At 43.9% G+C, this 13,015-nt stretch carries 12 protein-coding genes; 6 read left to right on the top strand and 6 right to left on the bottom strand.

Going from position 1 to position 13,015, the window contains the following annotated elements; genetic code table 11:
* Nucleotides 1–86: 86 nt before the first annotated feature.
* Complete coding sequence (locus MSG35_RS12515) at nucleotides 87–971, top strand: LysR family transcriptional regulator (RefSeq protein ID WP_248384089.1); 885 nt, start codon at nucleotides 87–89, stop codon at nucleotides 969–971.
* Nucleotides 972–1,127: 156 nt separating this feature from the next.
* Here the strand turns inward: MSG35_RS12515 and MSG35_RS12510 are convergent, their stop codons facing one another.
* The 6 genes from MSG35_RS12510 to hisD all read right to left on the bottom strand — a co-directional run bounded on the left by MSG35_RS12510 (nucleotide 1,128) and on the right by hisD (nucleotide 7,192).
* Nucleotides 1,128–2,450, bottom strand: coding sequence for an ethylbenzene dehydrogenase-related protein (locus MSG35_RS12510; protein WP_048608588.1), 1,323 nt, complete (start codon nucleotides 2,448–2,450; stop codon nucleotides 1,128–1,130).
* Nucleotide 2,451: 1 nt separating this feature from the next.
* Entirely contained in the window at nucleotides 2,452–2,976 is a 525-nt protein-coding gene (locus tag MSG35_RS12505; protein WP_048608589.1) for a cytochrome b, read from the bottom strand.
* Nucleotides 2,977–3,410: 434 nt separating this feature from the next.
* Complete coding sequence (locus MSG35_RS12500) at nucleotides 3,411–4,145, bottom strand: alpha/beta hydrolase (RefSeq protein WP_157373143.1); 735 nt, start codon at nucleotides 4,143–4,145, stop codon at nucleotides 3,411–3,413.
* 8 nt (nucleotides 4,146–4,153) lie between these two features.
* Nucleotides 4,154–5,149: a cupin gene (locus tag MSG35_RS12495; RefSeq protein ID WP_050650535.1), complete on the bottom strand. Its 996-nt coding sequence runs from the start codon at nucleotides 5,147–5,149 to the stop codon at nucleotides 4,154–4,156.
* A 17-nt stretch (nucleotides 5,150–5,166) separates the two neighbouring features.
* Entirely contained in the window at nucleotides 5,167–5,898 is a 732-nt protein-coding gene (locus tag MSG35_RS12490) for an SDR family oxidoreductase (protein WP_017080156.1), read from the bottom strand.
* Nucleotide 5,899: 1 nt separating this feature from the next.
* Nucleotides 5,900–7,192 carry a histidinol dehydrogenase gene (gene hisD / locus MSG35_RS12485; protein WP_050650536.1) on the bottom strand — a complete coding sequence of 431 codons (1,293 nt, stop codon included), beginning with the start codon at nucleotides 7,190–7,192 and terminating at the stop codon, nucleotides 5,900–5,902.
* Between the two features lie 326 nt (nucleotides 7,193–7,518).
* On the opposite strand from hisD, the gene MSG35_RS12480 reads away from it, so the two are divergent.
* The 5 genes from MSG35_RS12480 (at nucleotide 7,519) to MSG35_RS12460 (ending at nucleotide 12,689) form a co-directional block, all read left to right on the top strand.
* Nucleotides 7,519–8,268, top strand: coding sequence for an aldolase/citrate lyase family protein (locus MSG35_RS12480; protein ID WP_122080828.1), 750 nt, complete (start codon nucleotides 7,519–7,521; stop codon nucleotides 8,266–8,268).
* A gap of 139 nt (nucleotides 8,269–8,407) precedes the next feature.
* Entirely contained in the window at nucleotides 8,408–9,370 is a 963-nt protein-coding gene (locus tag MSG35_RS12475; protein ID WP_248384088.1) for a substrate-binding domain-containing protein, read from the top strand.
* Nucleotides 9,371–9,684: 314 nt separating this feature from the next.
* Complete coding sequence (locus MSG35_RS12470; protein WP_122080827.1) at nucleotides 9,685–10,680, top strand: TRAP transporter substrate-binding protein; 996 nt, start codon at nucleotides 9,685–9,687, stop codon at nucleotides 10,678–10,680.
* A gap of 168 nt (nucleotides 10,681–10,848) precedes the next feature.
* A complete protein-coding gene (locus tag MSG35_RS12465) occupies nucleotides 10,849–11,412 on the top strand; it encodes a TRAP transporter small permease (protein WP_122080826.1) in 564 nt (187 codons plus the stop codon).
* On the top strand, nucleotides 11,409–12,689 hold the full coding sequence (locus tag MSG35_RS12460) for a TRAP transporter large permease (RefSeq protein WP_017080162.1): 1,281 nt from the start codon (nucleotides 11,409–11,411) through the stop codon (nucleotides 12,687–12,689). The genes MSG35_RS12465 and MSG35_RS12460 overlap by 4 nt, the downstream gene beginning before the upstream one ends.
* Nucleotides 12,690–13,015: the final 326 nt, after the last annotated feature.

Here is a 13,015-nt window from a genome sequence, read left to right as displayed (position 1 = left end):
TTAATCTGATTGGGTATGAACTCAGTATAAAAAATCGATTCAATTCCATATAATGAAAGATATTCTTAATTCAATGAGCATTTGGAATGGAATTTGATTTACTGAAAGCATTTTGTCAGTTGGCTAAATCGGGCAATTACCGTTTGGCGTCAGAACAGCTATACATCACTCAGTCAGCTCTCACTAAAAAGATTCAACGACTTGAATCCAATATTGGAGCGAGTCTGTTTTCTCGTGGTAGGAATGGCGCAGAGCTAACGCACGCAGGCAAAACGTTACTGGCAGAAGCCCAACGTTTAGTTCATTCAATGCAGGCGTTTGAGCAGCTTTCAGGCTCTGTGGTGAAAGGAACTCAGGGACATTTGAACATAGGCTTTGGTGTGTCCACTTATCATGAAGCGCCCAAGCTTATTGCGGCTTATAAACAGCAATACCCAGACGTTCATGTCACTTTAAATGACACACCGTCTAAGCAGCAGACAGACGAGTTATTGAGCCATGAACTCGATATCAGCTTCAATCGAATACCCGACTCCACGGATTTAGATAGCCTAACCCTATTCAATGATTCCCTTGTAATAGCGATACACAAAGATCTTCTCAAACAAGCGCCAGGTAACGATCAGGTTCTCTTTGAGTTATCGAAATGGCCTTATTTAAAGCTCGCCCAACATCGCGGCCCCGGATTAGACAGACAGATTCAACAATATTGTCTTTCCAATAAAATCGACCTATCAAAAACACAAGAAGCCGACGATATTCTGACTCTGCTTGCCTTGGTTTCTGCCAATATCGGTTTCACCATCGTACCCAGCAGTGCGCAGTTCATTAGTAACACCGATGTGGAATTCATTGCGTTAGAAGGTGAACACGCCACTTGGCCTGTCGGGTTGATCTGGAATGGGAAGAGTGAAAAGCCACTCAGGGATAGGTTTGTAGAGTTTGTGGCTCATCAAGCTAAGCAAACATAAAGCCAAAGAGACAAGTAGAGCAAAAGTTAGGGCAGCAGTTGGTTGAGTTAAAACAGCAGTTAGTTGAATTAGAACAAATAAGGCTCTTGATGACTATGCGAATCGCACACCAACCAAGAGCCTAAGATTGTTTCTCACATCAAGTGAAGTTACTCGTTACTTGATCGGCAACGCAATAACACTGCCTTCAGAGCCCTCACCAATACCAACCGTAAACGGGAACGCGACATAGTGGAAACGTGTTGTTGTTTCGCCATCGTGAATCGCGATGTTCATGTCATAAGTGCCGCCAATTTCCATGATTTTATCATCTTCGGGGTGGCCAGTGTTCAACTTACGTTTGAAGATAACCGTGTATTTACCGTCTTCCCATGAAGAGAATACTTGGTTGTTATCACCTGCAGAGCCAGCACCCTCTCGGTTTAATCGTCCTTGAAGATATTGACCTTCTTCAATTTTACTTGCGTCGTAAGGCATCACGTTAACGCCTTCGACCATTGCAATCTTCTTGTTGAGGTCGTTGAAGTCTTCTTTATTCAACGCATAAAAACCGGTTACAGACTTATCGTACATATACTTAGGTAGGCCTGTTTTCTTGTCGAAGTTCCAAGTAAACACAGTAGTGCCTTTATCGTTCAAACGATACTCAAAAACATAACCATCATCAGCACTGTTGGTGGGTGCAGAACGCGTCGAACGCCATTGCATCAAATCAACAAACTGCCCTTCCGCTTTCAGCTTATCGATTTCTTCTTGTGGCTTCACTTTGTCCCAGTTTACACCGTAACGCTCAGTGCGAGACTCAGGAAGGTACTTACGAATGTCTTTCTGATCTAAGCCAAACGCGCCAACCACATCCAATGCTTGAACATCTCTCGCTGTTGCTTGGCCAATGTCTCGCGCACCACGGTGGCAAGACATCCAACAACCTTGTTCGCGGAACTGCAATACAGAGCCATCGTCAATCATCAACGAGAAGCGGTCTTCATAGATGGGAGTGTAAGGGTTTTTGCCTCGGTCACCGCCAATGATTGTCCATTTGCCTTCTTGGAAAAGAAGCGTGTCATGTAAGCGTGCTGGGAAAGGCGATTCCGTTTTCCACGTTCCTTTCACATAAAGATGTTCATCATCGTGTGCAAACTGGAACTCGGCAGGAATCGAGCCTTTCTTATCTGGGAAGTTACCTAGCCTGTCATCTTGCACCAACATTTCACCAAGGCCTTCTTCCTCCCCTTGGTGGCAGCTCGAACAGGTTTTGGTTTCAAAGCCTTTTTTGAGCGTGCCTTTATGCGCTGGTGAATTGATCCAATCGAAGGTCACTTTACCCGGGAAAAACATGGTTTTCTCAACCACAGGAATGTCGCTCCAATCGACGTCTAATTCCGTGTCATAGATACTCATATTGTAAGCATTGGCACTCAAAGACAGACCACTCAACGCAGCAAGTAAAACGCTATTTCTTATAGAGAACTTTGTCATATTATTTCTTCCCCATCATTCGGCTAAGGGTTTCATCTTTAAGGATAAAGTGGTGATAAAGCGCTGCACCAACGTGCATAGCGACCAGCAGGTAACAGATGATTTCTAAGAAAGAGTGGAGACCAGAAGCAAAATCGATCAAACCTGAATTACGCTCCGCAAGTCCAGGAATGGTGAATAAACCGAACACAACGGTATCTTTGGCTTTTGCCATCGCGATAAGCAGGCCAGATAACGGCATCAGAATCAAAATGCCATATAAGGCTAAGTGAGCCATGTGCGCCATAAATTTTTCGAACTTAGTACCAAGCGCATTCGGCTTTCCCGCCCAGTTCATCCAAACAATACGAGCCAAATACAGCACAATAACCAACATGCCCAAAGATTGGTGAACACCAAAAGCAAATGAATCAGGGTCTGGCGCAAGCAGCATGATCAACAGCGCACCGATAAAGGCAACGGCGGAGACGATGTGTATAAACTTACTGACAGGACTGAAATGCTCGGTAGGGACAAATACCTTCATAATTAATTCCTAAGTGTATCGTTAATAAAGAGAAAATTTTATTGATATGATTTTTATTATCTTCAGCAGCTAATACCACTAAAGTACTAATATTATATTTTCTACTCACACTCAGGACTTTTGATGACGGTCAATTTCCTTTCCGGACAGACGTTAATCTCCAACAAACCATTGAAATAGCTTAATATATCGATGAGAAACTGCAGATTAGAGTTATGTAAAAAAACAAGATAAATTTATTTATCAGATTTAATCTAGGCTGCTAAACATTGTTATCTAGAGGAAATTAATTTGAATTGAAGAGGAAGGGTTTAAATTGTAATAAGAGGGTTTTTCAACAATAAAATCTATTCAGAAAAAGAAAAGATGAACCTAACATGAGTAAAAATATTAGGTTCATTCATTGAAGCTAATCAATGCTGAATAATAATTAGCTATCCAAATTTCCTTACAGGAAACTCGTTAGCACTCAACCAGTCAGAGATGAATTTCGCGACCACCTTAGGCTGCTCCATTGTCGACAAATGGCCACAATCAGGAATGACGTGAAGCGATACCTGTTTGATGTGCTTTGCCATTAACAGGTGATTATCGATTGGACATAACAGGTCGTCTTTGCCTGTGATGATCAACGTCGGAATCTGAATGTCGGCCAGCAATGGTCTAGCATCGGGGCGAGTCGCTAGTGCTTGAGCGTGAGCCTCAAACCTTTCAACACCAATATTATTCGCCATTTGTGTGATTCTTTGAGTCAGTTCTTGGCTCGCTAACTGGTTCGGATGAATGAGCACTGGCATTAAGATGTCAGGGGTTATTGACTCAAATTCCCCTGCTTTTGCTTTATCGACCAAGGCGTTTCTTTTCTCCGATACCTCTGACTTTTCATCTGCGGAATTGGTGTCCATTAAGATCAAACCTTTCACGCGTTGTGGTGCCTGTCTAAACACTTCAAACGCTAGAATTCCCCCCATAGACAAACCTCCAAGCACGAAAGTTGCCGGTGCGTTCTCTAACACTTTACTCGCCAAGGCTTGCATGGATGTTTCCGTTCCTAAATCACAAGTAAAAGGAGCCACCCAATTGGGCAGCTCTTTATTGACGTCTTGGAACAACGTTTCATCACACAACAAACCAGGTAGCCATAACAGTGGTACTTCTGGTTTCATCATTCGTTACCCTATAGAGTTTGTGGCTGGTCAGAACCAAGAACAACGTAAGTAAAGCTAGTGCCTCTCAGGTTTTCAAGGCTGTATGAGGCGCCATCTGGAACACTGAACACATCACCAGTGGTGAGCACGACTTGCGCCTGCTCACCGTCTTGAACGATGTTTAACAATGTATCACCTTCAAAGTTAATCAGTACCTGCTTCTCACTACGTTTGTGTACTGGGATGCTTGCACCTTCAGTCAACTCATAAGCCATGATACTGACGTCATCAACGCTTTTAACTTGGAAGTCGTAGTCAGATGATGGGTGCCCTGTTAACGCAAACTGTTTAACGCCCGGCTTATCAAAATCACCAGAAACCTCTCGGTAATCCTTTTTCAGCGCAACAAAAGGCATCATCTGCTCAGCCGTGTAAGTATCAAATTTGCTCAACTCTTCGCTCGTTAGCAGAGGCATCAGCTCAGACTCATTTGGAATAGCATCGCCGTCAATGGTATCAACCAATGTACCGTCTGCTTTTAGGTATAAGCCGTAACCTTGGCTATCCGTAATTACGCTTGGGTGCCAAACCACACCACCACCAGAGTTATCGCCACCTAAAACAGAGTACATAAAGCCGTAATCACGCCCTACTACCTCAAAGCCTCTAAAAAGATTGGTCGGAATAGAGATGACATCACCGTGTGAAAGCACCGCTTCGTGTTCACCTTCGTTACCCCAATAGAATCTAAACTGACCTTTGAAGACCACGAACAGTTCAGCAGTGTGATGAGAGTGCAGCGAGTTCTTAATGCCAGGAGGCTGACCAGCAGCACCTATGTTAAAACCAGCCGTTTCACGAATATGAACGTGCTGACGGCTGCTTTCAGCCACACCAGCACCAATGATGCAGAAGTTATCTTTTAGATCGCTGCCTGGAGTACGTGCATCAATGAAAGCACTTGTACCTGGGATCAGCTCCATGTAACGAACGAGATTATTATTTATTGTATTTTGTAGAGTCATTCTAAATTCCTTCTTACCTAACCTAGCGGCCTGCCACCATCCACTGCGATGGTATTACCCGTTGAAAATGTCAGTAGTTCCGCAGCGGCATAAACAGCGTTGGCAACCTCTTCATCACTGGCTAATCGCTTTAGTGGTGTCGATTGCTCTTGTGCATTACGCCATTCATCATCTAGCCCTTTGACAAATTCGGTATCCACTAAGCCTGGAGCGACAGCGAGCACTCGAATGTCAGGAGACAACGCTCGACCTAATGATCGTGTCATATTCTCGACTGCAGACTTACTCGCACAGTAAGCCACGTTACTGCCCATTGCGGTTTGCGCTGCAATTGAGGTGATGTTCACCACGCAACCTTTAGCGCTACGAAGTAAGGGTTCAAACGCACGAACCATGGCGAATGGAGCACGAACATTGACGCGGAAGATCTTATCTATCAACTCATCATTCAAGGATGCTAAGTCACTGTGCGCGACAAACTTTGTCATGCCTGCACAGTTAACTAATAAGTCTAAAGAAGCTGACGACTCTTTAACTTGGTCCGCTAATGCGCCAATCGCAGAGCTGTCTTCAACATTAAGTTGATACATGGCATGACCTGAGCCTTGCAAAGTATCTAAGATAGTTTGAGCTGCGCTTTCATTACTGTTGTAGGTAAACACAACGCGGTAACCAGATTGCGCGAGCTTGTGACATATGGCGGCACCAATGCCGCCACTGCCGCCTGTAACTAAGGCGATTTTTGTCATGTTATGCCTCTACCGATTTTTCTTTGTAACGACGTACACGAATGTCTGCTTGCTCTTTATGGCCAGCGAAACCTTCTAGTGCACATAGGCGTGAACAGTACTCACCTACTTTTAGCGAAGCTGATTCCGTTACGCGCTGGTAAGTACATGTTTTAATGAATTTACCAACCCACAGACCACCGGTGTAGCGTGCAGCTTTATTCGTTGGCAATGTATGGTTAGTGCCGATACATTTATCGCCGTAAGAAACGTTGGTTTCACGACCTAAGAACAACGCACCGTAGTTGGTCATGTTATCTAGGAAGTACTTAGGATCTTTTGTCATTACTTGTACGTGCTCAGAAGCAAGATCATCGGCCACTTCAACCATCTCTTCGTAGCTGTCACAAAGGATAACTTGTCCGTAATTTTCCCAAGCCTTACCTGCGATTTCAGCGGTAGGAAGAATAGTCAGCTGACGCTCAACTTCTTTTACCGTCTCTTTTGCAAATGTTTCACTGTTCGTCAAAAGAACAGCTGGAGAGTTATAACCGTGTTCAGCCTGACCCAATAGATCCGCTGCTGCTAATTCAGGGTCACAACCTTCTTCATCAGCAATAACCAATGTTTCTGTCGGACCAGCGAACAAATCGATACCAACACGACCAAACAATTGACGTTTTGCTTCTGCGACAAATGCGTTACCCGGACCAACGATCATATCTACTGGAGCAATCGTTTCTGTACCAAGTGCCATTGCACCTACCGCTTGTACGCCGCCAAAACAGTAAATCTCATCCGCACCCGCCATCGCCATTGCCGCAACAATCGCCACATTTGGTTGGCCGTTAAAAGGAGGAGCGCAAGCAATAACGCGTTTCACACCAGCAACCTTTGCAGTAAGTACACTCATGTGCGCTGATGCAACCAATGGGTACTTACCACCTGGGATGTAACAACCAACACTGTTTACTGGTACGTTTTTGTGGCCCAGTACGACACCTGGCATGGTTTCTACTTCAACATCGTGCATTGAGTCACGTTGGATTTGAGCGAAGTTACGAACCTGTGTTTGTGCAAATTCAATGTCGTGTTTGGTTGATTCGTCCAATGCGTCCACACAGGCCTGAATTTGCTCATCTGTTAAGCGAAACTGCTCCGGAGACCAGTTATCAAATTTTTCTGAAAGCTCACGTACTGCACTGTCACCTTTCTTTTCAATGTCAGAAAGAATGTTCTCTACCGTTTGGCGCACTTGCGCGTTGTTTGATGCTGATGCTTCTTCAGTGATGCCGTGTTTTAGAATGCGAGCCATGCGTAATTCTCCTTGTGGCGTATGCCTAGTGTTTGCTGATTATTGGTTTTAACAGAGTTTATTCTTTGTTTTTGTATACTTTTGGATACGAATGCAAAATAAACATAAACATTTTTTTAACACTTGGCAAATCAAAGAGAAAATCAAACAAAAATCACATAAGCCTCTGTTAAATAATGACTTTAACCAAAAACACCATCAACACGGCATTCATTAATCGCAAAAAACAATCATATAATGTTGCATTGATCACATAGTTTTTACTCTTTTTTTACAACAACACATGTTAAGTTTTGCATACCTTTGCAATGGAGAGATAAAAAGAAATGGATAACTTTAAAAACACACTAAACCACGCAGAACTGCTCGGCACATTTGTCAAAACGCCCCACCCACACATCATTGAAGTGCTTGCGCTAGCAGGGCTGCCTTTCGTTGTATTGGATGCTGAACATGCACCTTTTGATCGTTCGACTCTGGATGCTTGTCTACTTGCTGCTCGTGCCAACCAACTGCCTTGCGTTGTTCGAGTCCAAGATAGCCAGCCATCGACCATACTGAATGCGCTAGATTGCGGGGCGACTGGAATTCAAATCCCACACGTATGCAGTGCAGAACAAGCAGAGAAACTGGTGAAGATGTCTCATTACGGTGAAGGCGGCCGAGGTTATGCCGGTTCAAGCCGAGCAGCAAAGTACGCAACTAAACCGATGGCAAACCACTTAGAAGATAGCCAAAATAACACCGTTGTAATTGCACAAATAGAAGACCCGGAGGGGGTGATAAATGCTGAATCTATAGCAAAAGTTGAAGGCATTGATGCATTGTTCATCGGTCAAGTTGATTTAGCCGTATCTTACGGATCAGCGAGCGTTAACGAAGAGTGCGTACGTGAAGCAAGCATCAAGATCATTGAGGCGGCTAAAAAAGCAAACAAACCTGTAGGTATGTTCGTCGCAAATGCTCAGGCTGCGCGTGACTGGAAAGAGCTTGGCGTGTCCTTCTTTTGTGTGGGTTCTGAACACAAAATGATCATTGATGGCTTTCGAAATGAGCAAGCCGTCATGAATTCATAATTTTTCTTTGTGATTTCAACGGTTACACGTATTGTAATTATCAAACCAGACTCATTGACTATGACGTTGCGCTTGGATTTATCGCGTTATAAGGAGATTCACCATAAAAGCGAAAGTTACTTCTATTGATGTCGCCAAGATGCTTGGCGTATCTCAATCTACCGTTTCTCGGGCATTTAGCCCGACTGCAAGTATCAGTGAGAAGAAGCGAAAAATGGTGATGGATGCCGCTACCAAGCTTGGCTATACACCCAACGCTATTGCTCGTAGCTTGATTTCTAATCGCTCAGGACTTGTAGCTATCGCACTCGATAGTGAATCGAACCCAATGTACGACTTGCAATCTCGTGCGCTCGCGATGGAAATTCAAAAGCGTGGCGGTCAAGTTGTACTCTGCCCTATCGACAAAGATGACCTCGATCTGGCTATCTCACGTGCAATTGAATATCAAGTTGATGGTTTAATCATCGCCACCAGCCGTCTCACCTCCCGAGCGTTTGCACAATGTGAAAAGTTTGGCGTTCACTTAAGCCTGATTAACCGCTATACAGAAAGCATTAATGCGAACAGCGCTGGTTTAGACAACCAGCAAGCTGGCACACAAGCGGCTGATTATTTACTTGATAAAGGCTACCAACAGCTGGCATACGTAAGTGGTGACGCAGGCTCCATGACCAGTGACAAACGTTGGTTAGGCTTCTCTGAAACCGCAAAAACACGTGAAGCGGCCTCCCCTATTTTCATCAACGCAAAATACAGTTTTGAAGCAGGATTAGAAGCAGCCAAAGAGCTGATGGAACACACATCAAAACCTGACGCCGTGTTCTGTGCCAATGATATTCTCGCAATGGGCGTTATGGATGGTTTAAGAAAGCTTGGGTGTAACATCCCACAAGACTTCGCAATCATGGGCGTGGATGATATCCCTATGGCAGCTTGGCCGAGCTATGACCTCACCACCATTGCCCAGCCTATCGATAAAATCGTGAAAAGTGCCGTCGAAGACTTGATGCAACGAATTAACGACAATGAAGATGCGAAGGGCGAGTACCTACTTGAACCCGGCACCATCATAGAGCGCGGTAGTACATCATTAAGTTAATAGAGGGTTTGGCTGACATGACCTACATTCAGCCTTATGAAAGTCTCTATTTTCCCATCAATAAAATCCATTCAATTTAGAGTAGAAGCCCTAATATCATATTAGGGCTTCTTTCTGTGATCTTGTCTAAAATTTCATCGATTCAAATTAACTTCTTTATCACTTTTACGGATTTGTTATTGACTTGTTAGTTGTGTGTTTATATTTTGGATTCGTATGCAAAATAAGGATATGAAGTGCGGAATAACAACCCACTGACCAACATGGCTCTAATGAATGCACATAAAAAGTCATGTGATGAATAAGGAAGAACAATGAAACGCGCAATCTTTACCTCGATAACTGCCCTCGGCTTAACCCTATCTAGCATGAATACGTTTGCAAGCAACGTGATCCGCCTTGCTCACGATAGCCAAGAAACATCACCCGTGCACAAAGCTATGCTGCACTTTGAAAAAGAGCTTGAAGCTCGATCAAATGGCGAACTTGAAGTAGAAATCTACCCAGCACGACAACTCGGCGACGTTCGTGAAACGACAGAACTCGTACAACAAGGCAACTTACAGATGACTTTTGGGGCATCGGTTTTGCTGTCGCCTTACGTACCAGAGTTCAACGTGCTTGACGTTTTCTACCTGTTTGAAGATGAAGAGCAAGCACACAAGGCATTGGACAGCGATAAAATCGGTAAACCACTTCTTACGTCAATGGAATCAAAAGGCTTTCACGGCTTAGGTTTCATGGAAGTTGGCTTTCGTAGCATCACAAATAACAAGCAACCTATCGAAACTATTGAAGATCTTAATAGTTTAAAAATTCGTTCAGCGTCAAACCCAACACAAATCAGTGCTTGGAAATCAGTGGGCACAGCACCTACACCACTCTCTTGGGGTGAGATCTTCACTTCGCTACAGCAAGGCTTAATCAATTCACAAGAAAGTGCAGTTTACTCCATCTATGCAGAGCGTTTTTACGAAGCTCAAGAGTACCTGTCACTCACCAATCACATCTACACCAACTACGTGTTGTTCATGAATAAAGAGTTCTGGGATTCTCTACCGAGCGATCAACAAACTCTTATCAATGAAGTGAGCCAAGAAACCATTGCAGTACAGCGTGATCTCGCGGCGAAGCAGAACCAAGAAGTCATTAAAGAGCTTGAAGCCAAAGGAATGACAGTGAATGTGGTACCAACCGACGTTCGAGCTCAGATGAAAGAAAAAATGAATGCCGCCGTTTACCAAGAACTGCGTAGTAAAACAGGTGAAGAGCTATTCGACAGCGTGATTACTGAGATTGAGCATCTGTAAATAGCGCCTCGTTTCATCGATTACCTGTCACCGACAAATAATTTTAACGATCTCACCATCGTTATCCCAGGTCTTGAAGGGCATTCTATAAACGAGTGCCCTAAAGCCTATTTAGTCGTGTATTCATTGGCATTCAATGCCCTTTTCAACATCTCCTAGGAGTGACGTATGAAATGGTTTCGCCTGTTCGACCGATACTTCGAACCAACACTTATTGTGTTCTCTATTTCGTTAATGACCGCTTTATTATGCTTACAGATTACATTGCGCCTATTCGACGCCTCAATTGCATGGGCAGAAGAGCTCGCTCGCTATCTTTTCGTTTGGGCAATGTACTTAAGTATCAGCTACTGTATTCGCGATGACCGACATATTCGTATTCGTCTATTCATCGACAAACTACCGGGGAACTTAACCCACTACAGCTTGATCCTTTCAGACCTTATTTACCTAGCTTTCAGTTGTACTGTGGCGTGGTTTGGTTTCAAGGTTATTGGTCGCAGTTTAAAGTTGGGCCAGATAGCGCCAGCAATGGAAATTCCAATCGCATGCTTATACGCATCAGTCCTTGTGTGTGCCGTCTTGAGTTCCATTCGCTTAGTGGTCAGTATCAACAAGCGTATTTCAATCATTGCTTACTCGCCAAAACCCATTCGACTCACTCAGCATCGTTACCGTCACTTGAAAGCAAAACATCGCACTTCTAATCGTTTGTTGGAGCTAAGCTTATGACCTCTGCTCTGTTATTTGGTAGTTTCGGATTACTGCTTCTTATTGGGGTTCCCGTTGGTATAGCACTCGCTGGCGCAAGCATGCTCGCTATATTGAGCCTCCCCTTCTTAAATGTTGAGTTTTTAGTTCAAGGGTTAGTCACAGGGCTAGATTCTTTCCCTCTATTGGCTGTTGTACTCTTTACATTGGCCGGTAACCTAATGAGCCAAGGCGGCATATCCAAACGCCTTCTCCATGTTGCTGAAGTCTTCTTTGGTCACTTCACTGGTGGTTTAGGTATTGTCGCAATCGTAGCGTGCATGTTCTTCGCATCGATTTCTGGTACTGGCTCGGCAACCGTTGCGGCTATTGGCTTAACAATGATTCCATCTATGGTCAAAAAGGGCTACGACCGCAGTTTTGCCGGCGCACTTATTGCCTCTTCAGGTGGCATAGGAGTGATTATCCCACCATCTGTGGTGATGATCGTCTACGCAATCACCGCCGAAGTATCCGTCACTAAAATGTTCATGGCGGGAATCGTACCCGGGCTTGTGGTTGGTTTAGTGTTAATCGGCTACTGTTTGATCGTATCCAAAATTCGCGGCTACAAAGGCAACGAAACAAAAGCGACATGGCCGGAGCGAATTACAGCATTAAAAGAAGCGATATGGGCAATGTTACTGCCTGTCATCATTCTTGGTGGTATCTACTCTGGTATCTTCACGCCCACCGAATCAGCCGCTATCGGTGTGTTGTATGGCTTGTTTTTCGGCATGTTTGTCTACAAAGAGTTGGATTACAAAAAGGTCGTGAAGATCATTTTAGAATCCTCGCTACTGGTTGGTGCCGTACTTGTTATTGTTGGCGCTTCGGTCACCTTTGGTCGAATCCTAACGCTTGAACGCCTGCCAACTGAAATCGCACAGTTCATCTTGTCGATTACAGACAACAAGTTACTTATTTTGCTTTGTATCACTGCATTGCTGCTGATTGTTGGCACCTTCATGGAAACGCTCGCTGCGATTGTTATCTTGACTCCAATCCTGTTGCCTATCGTTACAGCATTAGGAATGGATCCAATTCACTTTGGTATCGTGATGATAGTGAACTTGGCCATAGGCTTCGTGACGCCTCCACTTGGAGCCAACCTCTTTATGGCTAGCCAAGTCGGTAATGTGCCCATTGAATCCTTGTCTCGAGCCATAATAGGATGGATTGGTGCTCTACTAGTGGCTTTGATGATAATCACCTTTATTCCAGCCATATCACTGTTTCTTCCGGAGTTATTGTCTTAAACGTTTCCGAGAACAAAGCCACTTGATATTCACCTTTGAGTGGCTTTTTCAATCCAATCATTCTCAAACTTATTGTTGCATGCGAATTCATTCGCAGCCAGATAACATTAAACAAACAATTAACAACTCAAGTCAAATCTCATCAAAATAGAATCATTACTCTAAATTTCTTCTCGTCATCACGTCGATATTATAAATCGTCACAGAGCATTATCTAATTTGATACCCACTTCTTCACGAAAATTAAATATCAATTAAATACAATAAGTTAAATAATAAAGCGCTGTCTTTAAACCCAATTATGTTGTTCATATACACTCGTTCAA

Source organism: Vibrio sp. 1CM23M, from assembly GCF_023161755.1.
In the GTDB taxonomy this organism is placed as follows: Bacteria; Pseudomonadota; Gammaproteobacteria; order Enterobacterales; family Vibrionaceae; genus Vibrio; species Vibrio coralliirubri.
The sequence above is the reverse complement of the archived record's forward strand: the minus strand, read 5'-3'. Positions and strand labels throughout refer to the sequence as shown.